This window comes from Streptomyces sp. NPDC002092, from assembly GCF_053593775.1.
The window spans coordinates 119,704-142,265 of the sequence record NZ_JBSFDG010000015.1; the positions used below are offsets into that span (position 1 = coordinate 119,704).

General features: G+C 70.6%; 22 protein-coding genes. 11 read left to right on the forward strand and 11 right to left on the reverse strand.

The window, feature by feature from the left end:
* The first annotated feature begins 83 nt into the window (after positions 1-83).
* The 3 genes from ACWCRD_RS31530 to ACWCRD_RS31540 all read left to right on the forward strand — a co-directional run bounded on the left by ACWCRD_RS31530 (position 84) and on the right by ACWCRD_RS31540 (position 2,213).
* On the forward strand, positions 84-731 hold the full coding sequence (locus tag ACWCRD_RS31530; RefSeq protein ID WP_450969150.1) for a TetR/AcrR family transcriptional regulator: 648 nt from the start codon (positions 84-86) through the stop codon (positions 729-731).
* 10 nt (positions 732-741) lie between these two features.
* Positions 742-1,056: a hypothetical protein gene (locus tag ACWCRD_RS31535; RefSeq protein WP_450969151.1), complete on the forward strand. Its 315-nt coding sequence runs from the start codon at positions 742-744 to the stop codon at positions 1,054-1,056.
* A gap of 104 nt (positions 1,057-1,160) precedes the next feature.
* Positions 1,161-2,213 (forward strand): NlpC/P60 family protein, encoded by a 1,053-nt coding sequence (locus ACWCRD_RS31540; protein ID WP_450969152.1) that lies wholly within the window; start codon positions 1,161-1,163, stop codon positions 2,211-2,213.
* Here the strand turns inward: ACWCRD_RS31540 and ACWCRD_RS31545 are convergent.
* Genes ACWCRD_RS31545 through ACWCRD_RS31565 form a run of 5 tightly spaced genes read right to left on the reverse strand, consistent with a single transcriptional unit; the run spans position 2,210 to position 7,988 of the window.
* Entirely contained in the window at positions 2,210-3,460 is a 1,251-nt protein-coding gene (locus ACWCRD_RS31545) for a styrene monooxygenase/indole monooxygenase family protein (protein ID WP_450969153.1), read from the reverse strand. The genes ACWCRD_RS31540 and ACWCRD_RS31545 overlap by 4 nt on opposite strands.
* Positions 3,461-3,519: 59 nt before the next feature.
* Positions 3,520-4,146, reverse strand: coding sequence for a GTP-binding protein (locus ACWCRD_RS31550; protein ID WP_450969154.1), 627 nt, complete (start codon positions 4,144-4,146; stop codon positions 3,520-3,522).
* Positions 4,127-4,537, reverse strand: a complete 411-nt coding sequence (locus tag ACWCRD_RS31555; RefSeq protein WP_450969155.1) for a DUF742 domain-containing protein — start codon at positions 4,535-4,537, stop codon at positions 4,127-4,129. The genes ACWCRD_RS31550 and ACWCRD_RS31555 overlap by 20 nt, the downstream gene beginning before the upstream one ends.
* Positions 4,534-5,037 (reverse strand): roadblock/LC7 domain-containing protein, encoded by a 504-nt coding sequence (locus ACWCRD_RS31560; RefSeq protein ID WP_450969156.1) that lies wholly within the window; start codon positions 5,035-5,037, stop codon positions 4,534-4,536. Before ACWCRD_RS31560 ends, ACWCRD_RS31555 begins: the two co-directional genes overlap by 4 nt.
* Positions 5,034-7,988: a nitrate- and nitrite sensing domain-containing protein gene (locus ACWCRD_RS31565; protein ID WP_450969157.1), complete on the reverse strand. Its 2,955-nt coding sequence runs from the start codon at positions 7,986-7,988 to the stop codon at positions 5,034-5,036. The genes ACWCRD_RS31560 and ACWCRD_RS31565 overlap by 4 nt, the downstream gene beginning before the upstream one ends.
* A gap of 379 nt (positions 7,989-8,367) precedes the next feature.
* Between ACWCRD_RS31565 and ACWCRD_RS31570 the strand changes: the two genes are divergently transcribed.
* Positions 8,368-9,156, forward strand: a complete 789-nt coding sequence (locus ACWCRD_RS31570) for a protein phosphatase 2C domain-containing protein (protein ID WP_450969158.1) — start codon at positions 8,368-8,370, stop codon at positions 9,154-9,156.
* A 9-nt stretch (positions 9,157-9,165) separates the two neighbouring features.
* Here ACWCRD_RS31570 and ACWCRD_RS31575 read toward each other — a convergent pair whose 3' ends face one another.
* From ACWCRD_RS31575 to ACWCRD_RS31585, 3 genes are all read right to left on the reverse strand, one after another.
* A complete protein-coding gene (locus ACWCRD_RS31575) occupies positions 9,166-9,363 on the reverse strand; it encodes a DUF397 domain-containing protein (RefSeq protein ID WP_450969159.1) in 198 nt (65 codons plus the stop codon).
* Positions 9,360-10,199 carry a helix-turn-helix domain-containing protein gene (locus ACWCRD_RS31580; protein WP_450969160.1) on the reverse strand — a complete coding sequence of 280 codons (840 nt, stop codon included), beginning with the start codon at positions 10,197-10,199 and terminating at the stop codon, positions 9,360-9,362. Before ACWCRD_RS31580 ends, ACWCRD_RS31575 begins: the two co-directional genes overlap by 4 nt.
* A gap of 233 nt (positions 10,200-10,432) precedes the next feature.
* Positions 10,433-10,954 carry a hypothetical protein gene (locus tag ACWCRD_RS31585; RefSeq protein WP_450969161.1) on the reverse strand — a complete coding sequence of 174 codons (522 nt, stop codon included), beginning with the start codon at positions 10,952-10,954 and terminating at the stop codon, positions 10,433-10,435.
* A gap of 691 nt (positions 10,955-11,645) precedes the next feature.
* Between ACWCRD_RS31585 and ACWCRD_RS31590 the strand changes: the two genes are divergently transcribed.
* The 3 genes from ACWCRD_RS31590 (at position 11,646) to ACWCRD_RS31600 (ending at position 14,158) form a co-directional block, all read left to right on the forward strand.
* Positions 11,646-12,110: a hypothetical protein gene (locus tag ACWCRD_RS31590; RefSeq protein ID WP_450969162.1), complete on the forward strand. Its 465-nt coding sequence runs from the start codon at positions 11,646-11,648 to the stop codon at positions 12,108-12,110.
* Positions 12,111-12,206: 96 nt separating this feature from the next.
* Positions 12,207-12,875, forward strand: a complete 669-nt coding sequence (cseB, locus tag ACWCRD_RS31595) for a two-component system response regulator CseB (RefSeq protein WP_450969163.1) — start codon at positions 12,207-12,209, stop codon at positions 12,873-12,875.
* A gap of 26 nt (positions 12,876-12,901) precedes the next feature.
* The gene (locus ACWCRD_RS31600; RefSeq protein WP_450969164.1) at positions 12,902-14,158 is read left to right on the forward strand and encodes an ATP-binding protein; all 1,257 of its coding nucleotides are present in this window, start codon (positions 12,902-12,904) and stop codon (positions 14,156-14,158) included.
* Positions 14,159-14,287: 129 nt separating this feature from the next.
* Here the strand turns inward: ACWCRD_RS31600 and ACWCRD_RS31605 are convergent, their stop codons facing one another.
* Positions 14,288-14,779: a MarR family winged helix-turn-helix transcriptional regulator gene (locus tag ACWCRD_RS31605; RefSeq protein WP_450969165.1), complete on the reverse strand. Its 492-nt coding sequence runs from the start codon at positions 14,777-14,779 to the stop codon at positions 14,288-14,290.
* Positions 14,780-15,014: 235 nt separating this feature from the next.
* Here ACWCRD_RS31605 and ACWCRD_RS31610 point away from each other — a divergent pair, with 235 nt between their 5' ends.
* Positions 15,015-15,839, forward strand: a complete 825-nt coding sequence (locus ACWCRD_RS31610; RefSeq protein WP_450969166.1) for a lysozyme — start codon at positions 15,015-15,017, stop codon at positions 15,837-15,839.
* A 123-nt stretch (positions 15,840-15,962) separates the two neighbouring features.
* On the opposite strand, the gene lon is transcribed toward ACWCRD_RS31610, so the two are convergent.
* Both lon and ACWCRD_RS31620 read right to left on the reverse strand, forming a co-directional pair.
* Positions 15,963-18,377, reverse strand: coding sequence for an endopeptidase La (gene lon / locus ACWCRD_RS31615; RefSeq protein ID WP_450969167.1), 2,415 nt, complete (start codon positions 18,375-18,377; stop codon positions 15,963-15,965).
* A 268-nt stretch (positions 18,378-18,645) separates the two neighbouring features.
* The gene (locus ACWCRD_RS31620; RefSeq protein WP_450969168.1) at positions 18,646-19,410 is read right to left on the reverse strand and encodes a rhomboid-like protein; all 765 of its coding nucleotides are present in this window, start codon (positions 19,408-19,410) and stop codon (positions 18,646-18,648) included.
* 278 nt (positions 19,411-19,688) lie between these two features.
* Here ACWCRD_RS31620 and ACWCRD_RS31625 point away from each other — a divergent pair, with 278 nt between their 5' ends.
* The 3 genes from ACWCRD_RS31625 to ACWCRD_RS31635 all read left to right on the forward strand — a co-directional run bounded on the left by ACWCRD_RS31625 (position 19,689) and on the right by ACWCRD_RS31635 (position 22,348).
* A complete protein-coding gene (locus ACWCRD_RS31625; protein WP_450969169.1) occupies positions 19,689-20,375 on the forward strand; it encodes a spermidine synthase in 687 nt (228 codons plus the stop codon).
* A 132-nt stretch (positions 20,376-20,507) separates the two neighbouring features.
* Complete coding sequence (locus ACWCRD_RS31630) at positions 20,508-21,245, forward strand: response regulator transcription factor (protein WP_123967420.1); 738 nt, start codon at positions 20,508-20,510, stop codon at positions 21,243-21,245.
* Positions 21,242-22,348 (forward strand): HAMP domain-containing sensor histidine kinase, encoded by a 1,107-nt coding sequence (locus ACWCRD_RS31635; RefSeq protein WP_450969170.1) that lies wholly within the window; start codon positions 21,242-21,244, stop codon positions 22,346-22,348. The genes ACWCRD_RS31630 and ACWCRD_RS31635 overlap by 4 nt, the downstream gene beginning before the upstream one ends.
* Positions 22,349-22,562 lie beyond the last annotated feature (214 nt).

The following is a 22,562-nucleotide window of genomic DNA, read 5'->3' on the forward strand; positions in this document are numbered from 1 at the left end:
GCGGGGCTGTGACATATGCGGCTCCGCCGCGTGGGCGCGACCAGCCACGACGCACCTGCACCCGGCCGACTACCCTGCCAGGCATGACCCCCTCCGCCCCCGCCTACCGTCGCCTCAGCGTCGAGGAGCGGCGAAGCCAGCTGCTCGAAGCCGCGCTGAACCTCTTCGCTCACCGCGCCCCCGAGGACGTCTCCCTCGACGACGTGGCCGAGGCGGCCGGGGTCTCGCGACCGCTCGTCTACCGGTACTTCCCCGGCGGGAAGCAGCAGCTGTACGAGGCGGCGCTGCGGTCCGCCGCGGACGAGCTGAAGCAGTGCTTCGACGAGGCGCGCATCGGGCCGCTGCTGCCCCGGCTGGCCCGCGCTCTGGACCGGTATCTCGCGTTCGTCGACCAGCACGACGCCGGGTTCAGTGCGCTGCTGCAGGGCGGCAGCGTGGTGGAGACGTCCCGGACGACGGCCATCGTGGACGGAGTGCGGCGGGCCGCCGCCGAGCACATCCTGAGCCATCTGGACGTTCCGGACCCCGGGCTGCTGCTGCGTATGACCGTGCGGATGTGGATCACCGCGGTCGAGGCGGCCTCCCTGATCTGGCTCGACGAGGACAAGCATCCGCCGCTCGACGAACTGCGGGACTGGCTGGTCGAGCAGTTCGTGGCCGTCCTCTCGGTGACCGCGGCCCGGGACCCGCAGACCGCCACGCTGGTGCAGGCGCTGGCCGAGGATGTCTGAGACTGGTGCCGTGAAGAGCGAAGAGACACCGTTCGTGGGCGGGCCGATGGACGGCCGGGTGCTGCCGGTCCTGGTGGGCCCCACCGGGCACCCGCCCAAGACGTACCGCATCCCCGTGCCGGACGCGGCCGGCGGCCCGCCCACCGTGCTCGTCTACCGGCGCGTCCCGCGCGGCCACAGCAAGCGGCTCGGGCTGCCGCAGGGCTGGAAGTACGAGTACGACCCCGAGGGAAGGGCGAGCGACCGGCTGAAGTGGCCGTGGTCCAAGCCGGACGCCGATCCAGACGCCACGCCGGGCCGCAAGCCGGACGACACGGACGGGTGACGGGCTTGCGCCGACCAGCGCACACACGGCGCGTTTTCGGCCGCGGAGACGTCAACACCTGATGGTGCGGAGCAGAGGGACTGCCCCGCACCGGAGGTGATGATGTGTCAGGAAAGCTACTGCGCCTGGTCTGCTCGGTGGCGATGGCCGCCGGCGCTCTCCTGGTACCGCCGCCCGCCGCGGCCGTGCCCGGGGCGGAGCCCGGCGGGCGTACCGTCGCCCAGCAGCTGACGGATCTGCAGCGGCTGTACCGGGAGGCCGAGAAGGCCACCGAGACCTACGACGCCACCGCGGAGAAGCTGACGAAACAGCGCGCGGAAGTGGCTCGCCTCGACCGCGAACTGGCCGGCGCCCGTCGCTCGCTGCACGACAGCCGGGTCGCCGCGGGACGTCTGGCCACACAGCAGTACCAGGGCAGCACCGAGATCTCCGCCTACGTACGTCTGCTGCTCGCGCGCAACCCCCAGCAGGCGCTCGACGAGGGGCATGTGATCGGCCAGTTGGCGCGGGAGCGGGTCGAGGCGGTCGGGCGGCTGACCGCGAGCGAGAAGAAGGCCGGGGAGCTGGACCGTGCGGCGCACAAGGCCCTCGACGATCAACTGGCCCTCGCCGAGCGGCAGAAGAAGGACCGCGACGACGTACAGGCACGTCTGAAGGACGTCGAGGAGCTCCTCGCCTCCCTCACCCCCGGGCAGCTGGCGGAGCTCGGCGAGTTGGAGAAGAAGGGCACCGCCGCGGCGCAGCGGCAGCTGATGGCGTCCGGCGTGCTGGGCGGCGAACGCCGTCCGTCACGGAAGGGCGCCCGGGCCCTCGGCTACGCCGTGCGGCAGCTCGGGAAGCCGTACCGGTGGGGGGCCGAGGGCCCGAAGTCGTACGACTGCTCGGGCCTGACCTCCCAGGCCTGGGCGAAGGCCGGTACGCCGATCCCGCGCACCAGCCAGGAGCAGTGGGCGCAGCTGCCGCGGATCCCGCTGAAGAAGCTGCGCCCGGGCGACCTGGTGATCTACTTCCCGGAGGCCACGCATGTGGCGATGTACCTGGGCGAGGGCATGATGATCCAGGCGCCGCGGACGGGCGAGACGGTCAAGGTCTCGCCGGTCGCGTCCTTCCCGATCCTGGGTGCCGTGCGTCCGGACCGGCGCCACAAGGGCGCCTAGCCGGTCACTTCCGCGAGGTAAGCCGCGGTCTTCTCGGGCTCGTAGAAGAAGTTCTCGTAGTCGGACGGGTCGTTGAACCCGTTGGCGAAGCGGTCGGCCACCGGCTGCAGCTGGCCGGCCGCGCCGATCAGGTTGAGGATGTGCTCCGGCGGCGGGGCGAGCATCGCGTTCGTCCACTTGGTGACGTGCCGGGCGGTGTCCCAGTAGCGGTCGAACGTGGCCTGCATCCAGGTCTCGTCGAACTCCTTCTCGCCGTTCTCCAGGATCGACGCGAGGTACGAAGCCGCGCACTTGGAGGCGGAGTTGGAGCCCTGGCCGGTGATGGGGTCGTTGGCGACGACGACGTCCGCGACGCCGAGGACCAGTCCGCCGCCGGGCAGCCGGCCGATGGGGTTGCGGACGGTGGGGGCGTAGCGGCCGGACAGCACGCCGCCCGCGTCGGTCAGTTCGACCTTCCGGGCCCGCTCGAACTCCCAGGGCGTGAACTTCTCCATGAGTTCCAGGGTCAGGGAGAGGTGCTCCGCCGGGTCCTTGACGCCGTTGAAGACGTCGAGCGGGCCGCCGGGTATGCCCTCCCAGAAGAGGATGTCGGCGCGGCCGGAGGTGGTGAGCGTCGGCATGACGAACAGCTCGCCCACGCCCGGGACCAGATTGCAGCGGACCGCGTCGTGATCGGGATGCTCGGGGCGGGGGCCGAGGCCGTGGACGTAGGAGACGGCGAGGGCGCGCTGCGGCTCGGAGTACGGCGAACGGGAGGCGTCCCGGCCGAACATGGACACCAGCTCGCCCTTGCCCGCCGAGACCAGGACCAGGTCGTACGTACGGGAGAAGTAGTCGAGGTCGGAGACCGCCGCGCCGTGGATGACAAGCTGGCCGCCTCGCTGTGCGAAGGTCTCCATCCAGCCGGCCATCTTCACCCGCTGGTCCACCGACTGGGCGTACCCGTCGAGCCTGCCCACCCAGTCGATCACCCGCTGCGTCGGACCCGGGTCGTGCGAGCCGGGGGCCGCGACCGAGACGCCGAGTCCTTCGATCTTCGGGGCCTGGGACTCCCAGAAGTTCAGCTGGAGATCGCGCTCGTGCTGCAGTGCCGTGTGGAACATGCACTGCGTCGACATGACCCGGCCGGAGCGGATCTCGTCCGCCGTCCGGTTCGACATCAGGGTGACCTCGTACCCGTGCGACTGGAGTCCGAGGGCGATCTGGAGACCGGACTGGCCGGCTCCAACGACGAGTATCTTCCGCATGCGGGGCTGTTCTCCTACTCGGGGACTGCTCGGGGACTGCTCCGGTGGGCTGCCGGGGGCTACTCGGGAGTGACGTCCAGCGCGTGGCCCACCAGGGACAGCAGGGTCTCGATCACCGAGATCCGGCGGCGCGCGTCCATGATCATTACAGGTATGTGCGCGGGGATCGTCAACGCCTCCCGCACGTCCTGCGGTTCGAACAGCTCGCTGCCGTCGAAGTGGTTGACCGCGACGACGTACGGCAGTCCGCAGCTCTCGAAGTAGTCAAGGGCGGGGAAGCAGTCCTTGAGGCGACGGGTGTCGGCCATGACGACCGCACCGATCGCGCCGCGCACCAGGTCGTCCCACATGAACCAGAACCGCTGCTGGCCCGGCGTGCCGAACAGATAGAGCACCAGGTCGTCGTCGAGCGTGAGACGGCCGAAGTCCATGGCCACGGTGGTGGTCAGCTTGCCCGGTGTGGCGGTGAGGTCGTCGGTCTCCTCGCTCGCCTCGGTCATCAGCGCCTCGGTCTGCAGGGGCGTGATCTCCGAGACGGCGGTGACCAGGGTGGTCTTGCCGACGCCGAAACCGCCCGCCACGACTATCTTCGTCGCGATGGGGGCACGGGTGCGGTCCGTCTGCCAGGACTTCAGATCCTCGTCGGTGTCCGCGAAGGCGGTGTCTCTAAAGGCGACGGAGTCCACTCAGCACCCTTTCCAGCAGAGCGCGGTCCGGGCGGCCCGTGCCGTGACCGGTACCTGTTCCGTACACGCGGATCCTGCCCTGGTCCGCGAGATCGCTGAGCAGCACGCGGACCACGCCCAGCGGCATCTTCAGCAGCGCTGCGATCTCGGCCACCGTGCGCATACGGCGGCACAGTTCGACGATGGCCTGCAACTCGGGCATGACCCGGGTGCCGAGCGATCCATTCGTCAGCTCTTTGCGCTCTTCCGGGGCGTCGAGCGCGGCCACGAACGTCTCCACGAGGAGGACATGGCCGAAGCGGGTACGGCCGCCGGTGAGCGAGTAGGGGCGCACTCGGGCGGGCTTGCGTTCGCCGCCGCGGACGGGAAGCTTCTTGGGCGAACTGCTCATCGGGGGCTCCCGGCGGACTCCGACTCCAGGGATTTTCGTAGCTCGCTGCGGAGTTCCGGCGTCAGTACGTGGCCGGCGCGGCCCACGAACAGGGCCATGTGGTACGCCACCACGCTCATGTCGCAGTCCGCGGAGCCGTGCACGCCGAGGAGGCTGCCGTCGCTGATCGACATCACGAACAGGCTGCCCTCCTCCATCGCGACCATGGTGTGCTTCACGCTGCCGCCGTCCATCAGCCTGGCCGCGCCGATGGTGAGGCTGCCGATGCCGGAGACGATGGTGGCGAGGTCGGCGGAGGAGCCCCTTGGGCCGGCGGGCCTGGCGACTCGGGTCTGACGGGCCTCGTGGTTGCGGTCAGGGTCGGAGGAGAGCAGGAGCAGGCCGTCCGAGGAGACCACCGCTACTGACTGGATGCCCGGCACCTCCTCGACCAGGTTCGTCAGCAGCCAGTGCAGATTGCGGGCTTCACTGCTCAGTCCGAAGGTACTGGGCGCGGTCAACTGCTTGCCTCCTCGACGGTGCCCCCCGTGGTTTCTTCGGATACGGCTGGTGCGGTGCCCGGCATCTGGTTCTGGGCGGTCTGTTCGGCGATCTCCGCCTCTACGGCGCGGTAGCCGGCCTGGGCGCCGGTGCGGAAGCCGCCGAGGCGTCGGCGGAGGGCTTCCGCGTCCACCGTGCGGCGGCGTTCCGCCGGGGGCGCGGTGGGGGTGGTGATCTTGGGGGTGCGCTTGGGGAGGCCCTTGGCGGTGAGCTGCTCCTCGTCCGGGGCGTGAGTGTGTTCCGCCTCGGCTTCGCCTTCGGCGTGGATGTTCCCACCCGCACCACCCGTACCAATTTCGTCGTCGGGTGCGGGTGGCCCCTGTGGGGCGTCCTCGCCGTCGGCGGCTGCGGGTCGGGCCTGAGGCGGGATCATCCCGGGCGCCAGGGGCGGGTGAGCCTCGGTCGCCGCGGGCGCGGGCCCGCCATGGCTCCCCGCCTCCTCGGCGGCCGACCGGCCATGGGCCTCCGCCTCCTCGGACACGGGGCCGCCATAGCTCCCCGTCCCCTCGACGGCCGACCGGCCACGGGCCTTTGTCCCCTCGGACACGGGGCCGGCATGGCTCCCCGCCTCCTCGGCGGCCGACCCGCCATGGGCTTCGGGCGCCAGGTCCGGGAGCAGGAGTTCCATCGTGGTCTCGGCCGGGGCCGCCTCGTGCTGCAGCGCCTTCTCCGCCAGGGCGACCAGGGGGTCCCTCGGCTTCTGGCGGGCGTGGAGTTCGTTGGAGTTGGCCTCGGCGTCGGCGCCCGGGAGGGAGAAGGTGAGCGTGCCGCCGGTCGTCGGGGAGGTCGACGACGGGACCGCGGCTGAGGGGGCCGCCGCCAGCAGGGGGTTCGGGAGGACCACCACCGCCGCCACGCCGCCCTGCTTCTGCTCGCGCAGCTGGACGCGGACGCCGTGGCGGTGGGCGAGGCGGGCGACGACGTAGAGGCCGAGGCCCAGGCCCTCCTCGCCCTCCTGGTCGTAGGGGGACTCGGGGTCGAACTCGGCGAGGCGGGCGTTGAGGCGGGTCAGGCGTTCGGCGGTCATGCCGATGCCCTCGTCCTGGACGGAGAGCATGACCTCGCCGTTCTCCAGGAGCCAGCCGGAGACCTCGACGGGCAGGTCCGGCGGGGAGAACGAGGTGGCGTTCTCCATCAGTTCGGCCAGCAGGTGGGAGAGGTCGTCCGCGGCGAAGCCCGCCACGTGCGCGTGCGGCGGCAGCACGGCGATGCGGACCCGCTCGTAGCGCTCGATCTCACTGACCGCGGCGCGCACGACGTCGACGAGCGGGACGGGGCCCGCATGCTGCTGGACATGCTCCGTGCCGGCGAGGACCAGGAGGTTCTCGCTGTGGCGGCGCATGACCGTCGCGAAGTGGTCGAGCTTGAAGAGCGTGGCGAGGCGCTCGGGGTCCTGTTCGCGCTCCTCCAGGCTCTCGATGACGGCGAGCTGGCGCTCGACGAGACCGAGGGTGCGCAGGGAGAGGTTCACGAAGGTGCCGCCGATGCTCTCCCGCAGCCGCGCCAACCGGTCGGCGGATTCGGCGAGTTCGGCACGCAGTTCCTCACGGGCGTCCGCCATCTTCTGGCGCTGGCCGACCAGGTGCTTGCGGTCGGCCTCCAGGGTGACGATGCGCTCGCTGAGGGCGGCGGCGTGCGCGTGCAGGGCGTTGACGGAGCGGACGACCTGCGCGAACTCGTCGTTGCGGCCGGTGAAGGTGACCGGTTCCTCGGCGGCGGGGTCCGCCGCCTCGGCGAGCCGGGCCGAGCCGCGGCGCAGCACGGAGAGCGGCCGGGTGAGGCTGCGGGCCATGGCCGTGGCGATGCCGACCGCGAGCAGCATCAGGGCGCCGAGGACGGCGATCCGCAGCTCCAGCGCGCTGACGTCGTCGTCGCGCAGCTGGGCCAGGTCCTTGGTGCGGCGGTCGTAGAGGGCGGACTCCGCGCCGCGCATCGCGTCGATACGGGCGGAGAGCGCGGCGTCGGCCTTCGAGGCGCTGGTGCCGAGTTCGGAGTCGGAGAGCGTCGGCTGGTCGGTGAGCCTGGCCAGGTACTTCTCGGCGGAGTTGACCTCGGGTCCGGTGACCGTGGAGTCGTACGACGTCCGGGCGGCCTTGGTCGCGGTGTCGTGGAAGTCGGCGAGGGCCGCGTCGGAGCGCAGCCGGGCCTGCTGGGCGGCGGCGGTCAGCGCATTGCGCTGCTTGGTGTCGGCGGCCGAGGAGGAGGTGACCGTGGTCGGCAGCCCGGTGACCGGGCTGATGACCGTCTGGGGGGTGCTGGGCACGTTGAGGGCCGCGAGGAGCAGGCCGCGGGCGGCGGCGGCCTGCTGCACGGCCGTGTCCAGCTCGGCGAGGGCGTAGGCGCCCGAACCGGCGCGGGGCGGCATCTGCTGCGCCAGCTGCTCGGCGAGCCCGTGCAGTTCGGTGATGGCGGCGGAGTAGGCGTCGTGGGTCTGCAGGGCGTCGCTCTTGCCGGTGAGCGCGGAGCGACGCAGCGCGGCGATGCCGTCCAGGTCGCCGCGGAGGGCGGCGGGCGTGTCGGCGTCCTGCTGCAGCTCCTCGACCTGCCGGTCGACCCGGGCGCTGCGCTGCTCGGACGGCGCCTTGGACTTGGGCCGCCCGGCGGCGATGTAGGAGGTCACCTCGTCCCGCTCGTCGGCGAGCGAATGAGCCAGGGCGAGCGCGTTCTGGGTCTGCCCGGCGAGCGTCACCAGGTCCTGGGAGTCACTGAGCTGCCCCGAGGCGGTGAGGACGGAAGGGACACCGGCCCCGGCTATGGCGGCGGCCACGACGGCCACGGCGACGACGAGCCGGTTGCGCACATGCGTGGGCCGGCCCTTGCCGGTGGTGGTGGCGGTGCTGCCGGACGTGTGCTCCACGCCCGCTGCGGGGTCCGTCTGCTTGCCTGTGCGACGAGGCCGCGTCTTCTGCACCGGTGCTCGCAATCCTGACTCGTGGTACTCATGGGCCCGGGTGTGACGCTCCGTCAACCGACGTCGACTCTACGTACGCCCAGTACGGTGCCGACCCTCCCAGTGCCGGTGGGCAGTGGACGAGCATCACCTGACCCGCCACCCGAAGGAGTGAACATCGGAGGGGAGTTGGCGAGCAAGTTCCTGGGAAGCATTCAGCGCTCGCGTACGGCAGGCCGGTTGGACGTCCGCGCCGGGCGGTGGCAATATTCGCCGACACGGCTTCCCGGAACAACGGATTCCACCCCAAACAGGGCGCCTGACCTGCGCGAGTGCGCCAATTCCGCGACCGATGCCAGGCTTTGGCGAACCTTGTGAAGACGTCGTGCAGACTGGCCGAATGCATACGGAACTTGTCTCGGAGCCGGGTGATCCCACCTACCCCAACGAGGACTTCGCGGCGGCCACACTCCCGGCTTCCGGCCAGGGCGGGACCCTCGTCGTCCTGGACGGGGTGACGCCACCACGCGACGGGACGGGCTGTCTGCATTCGGTCCCCTGGTACACGTCCCGCCTCGGCGGAGCCCTGACCGAACTGACCGTTTCCCTCCCGGATGTTCCGCTGCAGGAGGCGCTGGCCCGCGCCATCGCCCGTACGGCCGAGGCCCATGCGCCCACTTGTGACCTTTCTCACCCACGCACCCCACAGGCAACGGTGGTGGTGGCGCGGTGGGGCAAGGAGACGCTGGAGTACCTGGTCCTGTCGGACTCGGCCCTGCTGGTGGAGTCACCGGAGGGCACGGTGACATCCCTCCTGGACGACCGCCTGTCCCGGCTGCCGCGCTCGTCCCTGGCCACGGACGCCATCGTGGACTCGACGGTCCGGAACAAGGAGGGCGGCTTCTATACGGCCGCCGCGGACCCGGCCGTGGCGGCACGGGCGGTGACGGGCGTGCTGTCGCGGGGCGACGTGCGGGCCCTGGCCGCCCTGACGGACGGCGCCACCCGGTGGGTGGAGAAGTTCCGGGAGGGTGACTGGGCGGACTGCTTCCGTTTCGTGCGGAAGGAGGGGGCGCAGGCGCTGGTCGACCGGGTACGGATGCTGGAGCGGGCCGACGCAGAGGAGCGGAGGTATCTGCGGCGCAGCAAGACGCACGACGACGCGACGGTCGTGTACGTGGAGTTGTGAGCCGGTGGGCTACTTGACGGCGTTGCGTATGAACGCCGTCCAGGCGCCGGCGGAGACGATCACGACCGGGCCTTCCTGAACCTTGCTGTCCCGGACGGGGACGATGCCCGGGAGGCCGTCGGCGACCTCGACGCACGCGCCGTTGTCCCCATTGCTGTACGACGACTTGCGCCAGCGAGCGGAACGCAGATCGTGCGTGCGGTTCATGATGAGCAGTCCTTCGTCAGTAGACCTTCGACGAAGGCGAGGGACGCCTCCGGCGAGAGGGCGGTTGCCCTGGCCAGATCGTAGGACTTGGCATAGTTCGCGACCAGAGCGGGATCCTCGATCAACTGCCCCGAGTAGGCACCCTCGGTGTACACCACAGGGGGCTCGTCGGCGAAGGTCATGAAGGTTGTCGTCGCGTACAGGAGTGGGTTCAACCCGGCTGAGTACGGCATCACCTGAATGACTGCCTGATCGCTTCGCGCCACCTCGGCAATGTGCTCCAACTGCTCTCGCATCGCCTGGTTCCCTCGGGCGACCACGTGCAACGCCGCTTCATGGATGATGAACCACAGGTCGGGGTCGGCCGGGTCCTTCAGCAATGCGCGCGCCCGCTCCTGCCGTAGGGTGACGCGCCGTTCGACCTCTTCGGGAGCGACCCGGGGCCGGTTGGCCCGGACGAGGGCGCGGGTGTACTCGGGGGTCTGCAGCAGCCCGGAGATACCCGTCCCGTCGAACTCGCAGATAGTCAGAGCCCGCTGCTCCATCTCCGCAGCGACCGCGAAGTACTCGGCGAACGTGACCTTGGCCGCCTTGAGGATGGCCTCGCACAGTCGCTTGAAGAACCCGCCGGTCTTCAGGATCGTGTCGATCTGCTCGGACATGTCCAACTGCGGGCTGCGGGTGGCCATCTCCATCTGCCCGACGTACGACCCCGAGCAGAACAGAAGGTCTCCGAGCCCGGACTGCGACAGCCCCGCGTCCTCGCGGCGCCGCCTGAGCTCGGCGCCGTAGAACTCCTTCATGGAGGCGGGGTCAAGATTCTTCGGCTGAGGCATGCTTCGAGAATAGGTACGCTTCGGAGCCGATCGGGCACGAACGGTGAAATTCGCCGGGCGACCGCCACCAGTACGGTGGAGGCGGTCCGTGGTCGCTCGACGCATTGGGCAGGGCCTCCTGAACAGCTCGTTGTGTCGAATCACCGAGCAATATCAGGAGGCCCCGGCGCCGCCCGGCTCACCGGTTCGCAACCCCTGCCGAGGGGCTCTCCGGACTGGTGGCCGACGGTGCCTCACAGGCGGCCGACGTACCGGAAATCCTTGTAGTGGTTGATCGAAATGAACACGTCACCGGTGTTGATCGCCCGTACGATGCGGAAGTTGCCTGTGGCGATTCCGCTCTCTTCCGGGTTGCTCGGATACACGTCCCCGTAATACTCCTGGAACGTCCCCTGGTAGTTCATCGGGTCACCCGTGTACCCCCAGTTCATGAAATCCCGTATCCGGACACCGAACCGGTTGGGATGGTCCTGGTACTGGCCACCCGTCTCGATGTAGGCATGGCTGTCGACCTGCCACACCTCGCCGCGCTGGCCGACGTTGCGCCAGTTCGGCCAGCCCAGCTGTCGCCAGTAGTTCAGGGCGCGCTGGACGCCACGGGGAACAGAGGCGAGTGACCAGCCCGTACCCTGGAAGCCGTCCGGCGGAGGCGCGCTGCACTGCTGGCTGGTGCCGCAGTCGGCCGCGGCGGCCGGGGCGACGGTGGCCGATGTGGCCACGCCACCGGCCAGGAGGCTGAGCAGAACGGCTGACACCGTGAGCGCCCGGCGACCCCTTGCAAAGGACGGTGCAGGCCGCTCATCACGCGCCGATTCCGGCATCTGGGGCGAGGATGTCTGCGTTGGAGACACTGTGACTCCTAGGTTTCGCGGTTTCCGCCGAGGCTGTGCGCCCCGGCCGACCGCAATCAGAGCCGCGGTGCGTGTCAGTGGCCCAGCGGCCGGTTCACAGCTGCATGACAAAGTCCACGGCGGCGCCCCACGCCGGTGACGTCGTCACACGTTCGGTACGCACAGGCGCACGCTCCCTGACATCCAGTGCCCGGGGACAATCCGAGACGCGAGCGGAATTCCCCTGCGGACCGGCCGCCACCACCCGGGGTCAGTAACCGTGCTTCGGCTTCAGGTGATGCTGAGTGGTCAGAGCAGAGTTCACGGCCGGCAGCACCTTCACAATTCCCGAGGGCAGCGGCAGGCCTCGCCAGGCTCCACTGCGTTCCCTGCCGCCGGACACCTGATGGCCCGCAGCGGTCGGTCTTTCAGGGAACCAGCCGTGCCCATTGGCCCGGCGTCCGGACCACGGCCGCGGGACGGAAATGATGTACGGCTGTTACAGAGATGTGGGAGCGATTCCATGCATTGCCGAGTCCTTGCTGTCAGGACATTTCTCGTTCACCGGGGGCCATGAAGGTGGTCGTCCCGTGGGCGAAGGCAGAAAGGGAACGGCATGCGATACGGCGGATCGGCGCTGTGCCTGCTGCTCGCCATGAGCCTCACGGGCCTGACCGGGTGCGGCACGGTGGCCGGTGGCACGCGGGTCGAGGGCCCGGCGCCGACCGCGATCCGTTGGACGGGGCCGGTGTACGTCGACGACGCACGCTCCATCCCGCGGCAGCGTCCCGACGTGATGGATCTGACCGACGTCACCACTCTGTACGGCATGAAGTGGCGCGGCTGGGGCACGCCCCGGGCGGTCGGGACCGGGCTGGTGGTCGACTTCTCCTGCCAGTCGCTCTGCCCCCACGGCAAGGACGACCCGCCGTACTACGGGGTGCGTCTCGTCCTCAGCGGGCTGGTCAAGCGCGAGTACGCCGCCTACTACAGCCACGCCGTGCTCAGCCCCGCCCCCCCGCCCGCGCCCGACTGGGCTCAGGACGTCGGTGACCTGCGTCTACCGGTGCCGGCGGCATGACAACGTTTCCGCCCCGCGACTGTGAACCGGCCGCCGGATCACCGACACATACGACTGGTCCTCTGGGGCCGGAGCACGACGTATCAGGAGACACACATGCACGAGGTCCTGCTGGTCGAGGACGACGAGATGATCCGGGAGGCGACCCGTCTCACCCTGGAGAGCAGCGGCTACGCGGTGCGCACCGCCGCGGACGGGACGAGCGGGCTCGCCCTGTTCCGGGAACAGGCTCCGGACGTGGCGGTCCTGGACATCATGCTGCCCGGTCTGAACGGGGTGAGCCTGGCCGGCCGCATCCGCGAGGAGTCGAGGGTGCCGGTGCTGATGATCTCGGCCCGCAACGATCCCGTGGACGTGGTGATGGGCCTGGAGGCCGGCGCCGACGACTATGTCACCAAGCCGTTCGACGGGCTGGTGCTGGCCGCCCGGATCCGGGCCCTGCTGCGCCGCGCCGCGCCCGCCGAGCAGCGGCCGGACAGCGCGCCGCTCACCTTCGGTGACCTGACCTTCGACCCGCAGACCCTGGAAGTGTGCCGGGCGGGGAAGCCGCTCGCCCTCACGACCACGGAGCTGAAGCTGCTGCAGATGTTCGCCGCGGCGCCCGGCACGGTACTCACCCGGGACCTGCTGTTGGAGAAGGTGTGGGACTACGCCTGGTCCGGCGACACCCGGGTGGTGGACGTCCACATACGGCGGCTGCGCTGCAAGATCGGCCGTGACCGCGTCGAGACGGTGCGCGGCTTCGGCTACAAGCTGCGCCCGTAGTGGCCCGGCACATCGGTACGGCTTCCATGAACATACGGCTGAACATCGGCACGAAGGTGGCCCTGGCCGTCGCCGCGGCGGCCGTCTGCGTCGCGAGCGCGGTCGGGCTGCTCGTCCACCGCATCACCGCCGCCAGCCAGCTGGCCACGGCCCGCTCCGACATGGACCGGCGGCTGATGACCGCCGTCTACGACCAGGCGGCCGGCCGCAAGTCGGAGGCCCGGCTCGACCCACCGGATCTGCCCGCGCCCATGTCGAAGGCGGTGCGCCGCGGCGTCCGCGTCACCTATCTCCAGGACGGGCCCGATCCGGTGCTGTGGGCGGCGACCCGCATCTCCGACCGGACGGTGCTCGCGCTGTCGCGTCCTTACTGCCGTGAGGCCGATGAGCTGGTCGCGCTGGACCGGACGCTGGTCACCACGGGCGCGGCGGCCACCGTGGTCGTGTCCCTGGCCGGGCTGGCCCTCGGCGTGCGGATGGGCCGGCGGGCCACGGCCGCCGCCCGTACGGCGGAACGCATCGCCCACGGTGACCTGGACGCCCGTATCGGCCCGCAGGGGCGGGACGAGATCGCCCGGCTCGCCGTCTCCGTGAACACCATGGCCGACGCGCTCGGCGCCCGGCTGGAGGCCGAGCGCCGGGTGACCGCCGACATCGCGCACGAACTGCGCACCCCCGTCGCCGCCATGGTGACCGCCACCGGCCTGCTGCCGCCCGGTCCGGCCGCCGAACTGGTGACGGGCGGGGTGCACAAACTGCGCGGCCTCGTCGAGGACGTCCTGGAGGTCGCCCGCCTCGACGCCGACGCGGTACCGGTGGAGACCGAGATACGCCAGGTGAGCGCGATGGCCCGGCGGGCGGTCGCCGGGCTCGAAGGAGCGGAGGGCAAGGTCGAGGTGCGGATCGTCACGGACGCGCTCGCGGAGACCGATCCACGGCGCGTGGAGCGGATCCTCACCAATCTGGTCGCCAACGCGCTTCGTCACGGTGCCCCGCCGGTGACGGTCGAGGTGAACGTCGAGCGGGGCCTGGTCGGCGACAGACCGGTCGTCCGGGTCCGCGACCACGGTCCCGGCTTCCCGCCCGACCTGCTGAGTGTCCTCACCGCCTCCGGCCCGCAGCGGTTCCGCACCGGCTACGGGTCCGCGGGCACGGGTCTGGGCCTGACCATCGCCTCCGGCCAGGCCCGCCTCCTCGGCGCCCGCCTCACCTTCCGCAACCACCGCGACGGGGGCGCCGAGGCGACCCTGCGCCTCACCAGGGGCGGCGGCGCCGGCTCCTGAAGCGCAGCCAGGCACCCGACGCGGAAACAGGACACGGCCCCACCATCACCCCCGGCCAAGCCCAGCTGCTCGACGCCCGCCACGGGGGTGCCGAGGCGAACCTGCGCCTGAAGTGCAGCAGGGCGAGGCCTACTTCTCCATGCCCCGGTTCAACTCCCCCAGCAGTCGCGCCAGTTCCGCCACCTCGCGCCGGTCCCAGTGGGCCAGTTGGCTGACGTAGCGCGCCCGCCGGGCGTCACGTACCTTGCTCACCCGGCGGTGTCCCTCCTCGGTGAGGCGGACGAGCCAGGCGCGCCCGTCCGCCGGGTCGGGTTCGCGGGCGACCAGGCCCAGGTCCTCCAGGGCGCGCAGCTGGCGGGACATGGTGGCCTTGCCCACGCCGATGTAGGCGGCGAGCTCGGTGGCGCGCAGCCGGTCGTGCTCGTCGAGCCGTACGAGCAGCCCGTACGCGGCGGACTCCAGGTCGGGGTGGACCTCGCGGGCCATCTCGCCCTGGCTGGCCCGGGCGCGCCGCAGCAGAACCGTCAACTCACGCTCCAGGGACAGGTACTCATGGTCCGCGCCGCCCGGTGCCATCCGGTCCGAGAGCCGGCGCTCGTCCCCGTTTCCGCCTTCGTGCACGTCAGCCCCTGCCTCGGTTTTCCCGATCCTGAAAGTTTCCGCCAGACCCCGTCGTTGCCGCAGCTCCACAAGTATTTCGCAGGGCTAGACCAACGGCAGACTCCGGGCCCCCTTCCCACCCGCTCTTCTACGTGCGTAGCTTCCTTACCAGGAAACGGCCGGCATGCCCACGCCAACAGCACTCGGCGCTGCAGCGCTTCCCCACCGAGCATCACCGAGCCCTCGGAGGCACGCTATGCCCGTGCACAGACCCGGATCGGTCCACCCCCGGCGCCTCTTTTTCGCCGGGCTCCTGCTCGCCGCCCTCTCCCTGGCCCTCACCGCCCCGGCCGACGCGGCTGACCCGGCCAAGCCGCCGCGCGGCTCCGCCCGCATGGGCATGGGCGTCCTCGCCCACGACGGGCAGAACGGCGCCCCCGCCCCCACCGCAGCCACCCAGACGGAGGGCGTCGACGTCGCCGGCTACCAGGGCAACGTCGCCTGGTCGACGCTGTGGAGCAGCGGGGTCAAGTGGGCCTATACGAAGGCGACCGAAGGGACGTACTACACGAACCCGTACTTCGCCCAGCAGTACAACGGCTCATACAACGTCGGCATGATCCGCGGCGCGTACCACTTCGCCACCCCCGACACCACCAGCGGCGCCACCCAGGCGAACTACTTCGTCGACCACGGCGGCGGCTGGTCCAAGGACGGCAGGACCCTCCCCGGCACCCTCGACATCGAGTGGAACCCGTACGGCGCCGAGTGCTACGGCAAGTCGGCGAGCGCGATGGTCGGCTGGATCGCCGACTTCCTGAACACGTACAAGGCGCGCACGGGCCGGGATGCCGTGATCTACACGGCGACGAGCTGGTGGAGCGACTGCACGGGGAACTACGCGGGCTTCGCCTCGGCCAGCCCGCTGTGGATCGCACGGTACGCCTCGGACGCGGGGACACTGCCGGCGGGCTGGACCTATTACACGATGTGGCAGTACACCTCGTCCGGCCCGACCGTCGGCGACCACGACAGGTTCAACGGGGCGCTGGACCGGGTGCAGGCACTGGCGAACGGTTGAGGCCCCCGGCTGGGGGCCGGCTGAGCCGTCGATGCGCAGAGCGAAGGCCCGGGCCTCCCTCACGGGACCCGGGCCTTCCCTTGTCCGATCCCCGCGGGCGGAGCCCGCTATCGGACTACGTCGTCACGCCGCGACCGGAACCTCCGGCTTCGCGTCGCTCGTGGCAGGCGCGAGGGCCAGCTCCAGGACCTGGCGGACGTCGGTCACGGCGTGGACGTCGAGCTTGTCCAGCACCTCCGCGGGGACGTCGTCCAGGTCGGCTTCGTTGCGCTTGGGGATGATCACCGTGGTGACACCTGCCCGGTGCGCGGCGAGCAGCTTCTGCTTCACGCCACCGATGGGCAGGACGCGGCCGGTCAGCGAGACCTCACCGGTCATCGCCACGTCCGTGCGGACGAGGCGCCCGGACAGGAGGGACGCCAGGGCCGTCGTCATCGTGACGCCCGCGCTGGGGCCGTCCTTCGGGACCGCGCCCGCCGGGAAGTGGATGTGCACCCCACGGTCCTTCAGGTCCGCGACCGGCAGCTCCAGTTCGGCGCCGTGGCTGCGCAGGAAGCTCAGCGCGATCTGCGCCGACTCCTTCATCACGTCACCCAGCTGACCGGTGAGGGTCAGGCCCGCCGCACCAGTCTCCGGGTCGGCCAGGGACGCCTCCACGAACAGGACGTCGCCGCCCGCCCCGGTGACCGCGAGACCCGTCGCCACACCCGGAACCGCCGTGCGGCGCTCCGCCGGGTCCTGGGCGGACTCGGGCACGTGGTGCGGCCGCCCGATCAGGTCGCGCAGCTCGCCGTCCGTGATGGTGAACGGCAGCTCCCGGTCGCCCAGTTCGTGCTGTGCCGCGACCTTGCGGAGCAGCCGGGCGATCGAGCGCTCAAGGGTGCGGACGCCCGCCTCGCGGGTGTACTCGCCGGCGAGCTTGCGCAGCGCGCTCTCGTCGATGGTGACCTCGTCCGACTGCAGCCCCGCGCGCTCCAGCTGACGCGGCAGCAGGTGGTCGCGGGCGATGACGACCTTCTCGTCCTCGGTGTAGCCGTCCAGGCGGACCAGCTCCATACGGTCGAGCAGTGCCTCCGGAATGGCCTCCAGGACGTTCGCCGTGGCGAGGAAGACGACGTCGCTCAGGTCGAGTTCGACCTCCAGGTAGTGGTCGCGGAAGGTGTGGTTCTGCGCCGGGTCCAAGACCTCGAGGAGCGCGGCCGCGGGGTCGCCGCGGAAGTCCGAGCCCACCTTGTCGATCTCGTCGAGCAGGACGACCGGGTTCATCGAACCGGCTTCCTTGATGGCGCGGACGACACGGCCGGGCAGCGCACCGACGTACGTACGGCGGTGGCCGCGGATCTCCGCCTCGTCCCGCACACCGCCGAGGGCGACCCGGACGAACTTGCGGCCCATGGCGTGTGCGACGGACTCGCCGAGCGAGGTCTTGCCGACGCCGGGCGGGCCGACGAGGGCCAGTACGGCACCGCCGCGCCGGCCGCCCACGACGCCGAGACCCCGCTCGCTGCGGCGCTTGCGCACCGCCAGGTACTCGGTGATGCGCTCCTTCACGTCCTCCAGGCCGGCGTGCTCGGCGTCTAGGATCGCCTTGGCGCCCTGGATGTCGTACGCGTCCTCGGTGCGCTCGTTCCAGGGGAGTTCGAGGACGGTGTCCAGCCAGGTGCGGATCCAGGAGCCCTCCGGGGACTGGTCGCTGGACCGCTCCAGCTTGTCGACTTCCTTGAGCGCCGCCTCGCGGACCTTCTCCGGCAGGTCGGCGGCCTCCACACGGGCGCGGTAGTCGTCGGACTCCTCGCCCTCCTGCTCGCCGTTGAGCTCGCGCAGTTCCTTGCGCACTGCTTCCAGCTGACGGCGGAGCAGGAACTCGCGCTGCTGCTTGTCGACGCCCTCCTGGACGTCCTTGGCGATGGTCTCGGCGACGTCCTGCTCGGCGAGGTGGTCGCGCAGGTGCTGGGTGGCGAGCTTGAGGCGGGCGACGGGGTCGGAGGTCTCCAGCAGCTCGATCTTCTGATCGGTCGTCAGGAAGGGCGAGTATCCGGAGTTGTCGGCCAGGGCGGAGACGTCGTCGATGGCCTGTACCCGGTCGACCACCTGCCAGGCGCCGCGCTTGCGCAGCCAGGCGGTGGCAAGGGCCTTGTACTCCTTGACCAGCTCGGTGACGTGACCGGGCAGCGGCTCGGGCACGCTCTCGTCGATCCTGGTCCCCTCGACCCACAGCGCCGCACCCGGGCCGGTGGTGCCGGCGCCGATCTTCACGCGGCCGCGGCCGCGGATCAGGGCGCCCGGGTCACCGTCGGCGAGCCGGCCGACCTGCTCGACAGTGCCGAGCACTCCGGTGCCCGGGTATGTGCCGTCGATGCGTGGCACCAGCAGGACCTTGGGCTTTCCCGGCTCGGAGCGGGCGGCGGCCTGGGCTGCCTCCACCGCGGCGCGGACGTCGGTGTCGTTCAGGTCCAGCGGCACCACCATGCCGGGCAGCACGACCTCGTCGTCGAGCGGCAGCACGGGCAGGGTGAGCGGTGTGGACGTCGATGCCATGATCTACCCTCCGGCAGTCAAGTTGAGTTATGCCGACTCAATGCATGGCGCTCCGCTAATGTTCCCGGGGCCCCGTTCGCTGTCAGCGATCACGGCGGTGCGGTGGGCGCTGCTGGGGGCTTACAGCCCCCAGACCCCGCCTTTCGGCCCTGAAGGGGCCTTGTCCCCAAAAGCCGGACGGGCTGAAAAGGCAGAAAAGACAGAACGCCGGGCAGGCTGAAAGCAACAACGCCGGGCGAGGTGAAAAGAATCCGCGATCGAGCGGCCGTCAGGCCGTGGTCGTGCGGTACCAGCGGCGGATCATCGGCCAGGTCGCGATGCCTATGGCCAGGGAGATCAGGTGGCCCCAGTTGCTCAGCGGGTCCGTGAACTCGATCAGGTCTTCGACCAGCATGCCGCCGAACAGGACCAGCATCGGCCAGCGCAGCCAGGGTGTGAGCAGCCCGGCCAGGGCGCCGACGCTGGCGGCGACGCCGAAGCTGATGCCGTAGTCGAAGCGGTGCAGTGAGCTGTCGGGGAGGTGGCCCACGAGCACGGCCAGGCCCACGGGGACCTCGGTCGCGAGGGTGGCCAGGACATGGCCCAGCAGGAAGACGACGGCCGTGCGCGCCCCGCCCAGACGCCGCTCCAGCGCCGTCAGGACGAGCAGAAAGCAGAGCACGTACGGCGACGCGACCCCGCCCGCGATCCACAGCCCGCTGGCGAGCAGCACCAGCACGGGCGTCTGCACGAGGTGCGCGTCGTCCGTGCTGGAGGCCTGGAGCAGGGCGTCGACCACCGACGGGGCGGCGTAGGTGGCGATCAGCGTGGTGAACGCCAGGACCATCGCGTAGGCGAAGGTGAACGGCGTACCGGTGGGGGTCGGCAGGAGGCGCCAGGGGCGCAGGGTGCGGGCCGCGGGGAGCGGCACCTGAACGGTCGGTACGGCGACGGTGACCGCGCCGCGCTGACGCGGCATACCGTCGAGAAGTCCGGACACGTCGGGAAGGGGCGCGACCGATGGTTCATTGTCGGCCGTCGCGATGGGTTCCACGTTGCGGCGCTCCTTCCGTTGCGCCCCAGCCTTCGCAACCACAGGGGTCCCTGTCTGTGACCGACGCCACGCGAGAGGCGATTCACAGCAACCTCTCATGCTTTTCCTGCGTCGGAGGGCAACTCCACTTACCGATCGACACCCGAAAGGCGTCATCCGGTGACAGACCGTCAGGGAGGGCGCCCCAGGGGGGCGCGGGGCTGTATCGCGCCCCCGGCAAACCCCCGTCCCCCGGTAATTCCCCTGACCGCGAACCCGAGTTCGTGCAGGATGAAGCCATGACCGCCTCCTTCGACACCCACGCCACCCCCGTGGTCCTGGACCGTCGCGAGGGCCCGTACGGCGAGGTCGTGCTGCGCCGGCACGGCGAGTTACTGCAGATCATCGCCAACGGCTGCTTTCTGATGGACACCTCGGACGGCCGCTCGGAGCGGCTCCTCGTGGACGCCGCGCTCGACGCCCTGGGCCCCCGCGAGGCGCCGAACGTGCTGATCGGAGGCCTCGGAGTGGGCTTCTCGCTCGCACACGCGGCGGCCGACCCGCGCTGGGGCGCGATCACGGTCGTGGAGCGCGAGCGCGCGATCATCGACTGGCACCTGGACGGCCCCCTCGCCGCCCTGTCGGCCCGGGCAGTCGCCGATCCGCGCACCCAGATCGTGGAAGCCGATCTGATCGAGTACGTCCGTGAGACATCCGCCACTTATGACGCGCTCTGCCTGGACATCGACAACGGTCCCGACTGGACCGTCACCGAGGGCAACGACGATCTCTACTCACCGGCCGGACTGACAATCTGCGCAAGGGTGTTGAAGCCGGGCGGGGTGCTGGTGGTGTGGTCCGCTCAGCCGTCTCCGGATTTCGAAGAAACCTTGCGGAATGCCGGGTTCCAACAGGTGCGTACCGAAGAGATCCCGGTTGCCCGTGGCGTTCCCGACGTGGTGCACATCGCCGTCCGACCTGGATAGCCCTGGGACGGTGACTCCCCGTACTCTGCTTCTCTGGCGCAGATCATTCAAGCGTCAATCGCAAGCATGCGCAGGCATGAGCCAGGTAACGGATCACCCCACGGATTCCGGAAAGCAACTCAGGGGCGGGCGATGGAGCAGACCCACACATCCCACAACGGCACGACGGCGACCCCGGGCGCACAGCGCAGGGTCCTGGTGGTCGAGGACGACGCGACCATCGTCGACGCCATCGCGGCCCGCCTGCGCGCAGAGGGTTTCCTCGTGCAGACCGCGGGTGACGGCCCGGCCGCCGTCGACACCGCCGAGGCCTGGCAGCCCGACCTGCTGATCCTCGACATCATGCTGCCGGGCTTCGACGGCCTGGAGGTCTGCCGCCGTGTGCAGGCCCAGCGCCCGGTGCCGGTGCTGATGCTGACCGCGCGTGACGACGAGACCGACATGCTGGTCGGGCTCGGCGTCGGCGCCGACGACTACATGACCAAGCCGTTCTCCATGCGGGAGCTGGCCGCCCGCGTGCATGTGCTGCTGCGCCGGGTGGAGCGGGCCGCACTGGCCGCCGCGACGCCCAGAAGCGGCATCCTGCGCCTCGGCGAGCTGGAGATCGACCACGCCCAGCGGCGGGTGCGCGTGCACTCCGAGGACGTGCATCTGACGCCCACCGAGTTCGACCTGCTGGTGTGCCTCGCGAACACCCCGCGCGCGGTGCTCTCCCGTGAGCAGCTCCTGGCCGAGGTGTGGGACTGGGCGGACGCCTCCGGCACCCGTACGGTCGACAGCCACATCAAGGCGCTGCGCCGGAAGATCGGCGCCGAGCGGATCCGCACGGTGCACGGCGTGGGCTACGCGCTGGAGACCCCGACGCCATGAGCGGCGATCCGGTCGGCCGGAGAAGCCCCGGGGAGCCCTGGGGCGGTGTGAGCCCGTTCTCGATCAAGACCAAGCTGGGCGCGCTGGTCGTCATCGCGGTCCTGATCACCACCGGGCTGATGATGATCGCCATGCGCACGGCGACGGAGCTGCGCTTCATCACGGTCTTCTCGATGATCGCCACCCTGTTGATCACGCAGTTCGTGGCCCATTCGCTGACCGCGCCGCTGGACGACATGAACGCGGTCGCCAAGGCCATCTCGCACGGCGACTACACCCGCAGGGTGCGCGAGAACCGCCGCGACGAGCTCGGCGACCTGGCGCAGACGATCAACCGCATGGCCGACGACCTGGAGGCCCAGGACCGCCAGCGCAAGGAGCTGGTGGCGAACGTCTCGCACGAGCTGCGCACCCCCATCGCGGGCCTCAGGGCGGTGCTGGAGAACATCGTCGACGGTGTCTCCCCGGCCGACCCGGAGACCATGCGTACGGCCCTGAAGCAGACCGAGCGGCTCGGCCGTCTGGTGGAGACGCTGCTGGACCTGTCCCGGCTGGACAACGGGGTCGTACCGCTGCGCCGGCGGCGCTTCGAGGTCTGGCCGTACCTGTCGGGCGTGCTGAAGGAGGCCAACATGGCCGTGCCCGCGCGCGCGGGCATCGCCTCCGGCTCCGGCAGCCATACGCGCACGGACGTGCATCTGCATCTCGACGTGTCCCCGCCGGAGCTGACCGCGCACGCGGACCCCGAGCGGATCCACCAGGTAGTGGCGAATCTCATCGACAACGCGGTCAAGCACAGCCCGCCGCACGGCCGCGTGACCGTGAAGGCGCGGCGCGGCACGCTGCCGGAGTCGCTGGAGCTGGAGGTGCTGGACGAGGGCCCCGGCATCCCGCGCTCGGAGTGGCACCGGGTCTTCGAGCGGTTCAACCGGGGTGGCGCGGGCGCCTCCAACGGTCAGGGCGGCGACGGCGGTACTGGGCTGGGCCTCGCGATCGCCCGCTGGGCCGTCGACCTGCACGGTGGCGGGATCGGAGTGGCCGAATCCGAGCGGGGTTGCCGGATTCTCGTCACCCTCCCGGGAGAGACATCCGTTCAAAGTTGACGTAAAGTCCGAACCGGAGCCTCAAGATCCACCGCGGTCCGCGCCGACGGGCACGTGTGATCAGGCACACGCCCGCACGCTGAGCGTGCAGGGCCTGCCTCGGCGTTTCCCGGCACCCTCGGTCCGTACCGGAACCGCGTTTGTTTCCCGCCATTTCCATGCCCGAAACGCGGTTTCCGATGTGACTTACACGACGATGAACCTGCCCGGCCTG

Coding starts and splice junctions, on each gene's coding strand:
- ACWCRD_RS31530 (WP_450969150.1), top strand. CDS start 84: ATGACCCCCTCCGCCCCCGCCTACCGTCGCCTCAGCGTCGAGGAGCGG.
- ACWCRD_RS31545 (WP_450969153.1), bottom strand. CDS start 3,460: ATGCGGAAGATACTCGTCGTTGGAGCCGGCCAGTCCGGTCTCCAGATC.
- ACWCRD_RS31555 (WP_450969155.1), bottom strand. CDS start 4,537: ATGAGCAGTTCGCCCAAGAAGCTTCCCGTCCGCGGCGGCGAACGCAAG.
- ACWCRD_RS31570 (WP_450969158.1), top strand. CDS start 8,368: ATGCATACGGAACTTGTCTCGGAGCCGGGTGATCCCACCTACCCCAAC.
- ACWCRD_RS31575 (WP_450969159.1), bottom strand. CDS start 9,363: ATGAACCGCACGCACGATCTGCGTTCCGCTCGCTGGCGCAAGTCGTCG.
- ACWCRD_RS31580 (WP_450969160.1), bottom strand. CDS start 10,199: ATGCCTCAGCCGAAGAATCTTGACCCCGCCTCCATGAAGGAGTTCTAC.
- ACWCRD_RS31590 (WP_450969162.1), top strand. CDS start 11,646: ATGCGATACGGCGGATCGGCGCTGTGCCTGCTGCTCGCCATGAGCCTC.
- cseB (WP_450969163.1), top strand. CDS start 12,207: ATGCACGAGGTCCTGCTGGTCGAGGACGACGAGATGATCCGGGAGGCG.
- ACWCRD_RS31600 (WP_450969164.1), top strand. CDS start 12,902: ATGAACATACGGCTGAACATCGGCACGAAGGTGGCCCTGGCCGTCGCC.
- ACWCRD_RS31610 (WP_450969166.1), top strand. CDS start 15,015: ATGCCCGTGCACAGACCCGGATCGGTCCACCCCCGGCGCCTCTTTTTC.
- lon (WP_450969167.1), bottom strand. CDS start 18,377: ATGGCATCGACGTCCACACCGCTCACCCTGCCCGTGCTGCCGCTCGAC.
- ACWCRD_RS31625 (WP_450969169.1), top strand. CDS start 19,689: ATGACCGCCTCCTTCGACACCCACGCCACCCCCGTGGTCCTGGACCGT.
- ACWCRD_RS31630 (WP_123967420.1), top strand. CDS start 20,508: ATGGAGCAGACCCACACATCCCACAACGGCACGACGGCGACCCCGGGC.
- ACWCRD_RS31635 (WP_450969170.1), top strand. CDS start 21,242: ATGAGCGGCGATCCGGTCGGCCGGAGAAGCCCCGGGGAGCCCTGGGGC.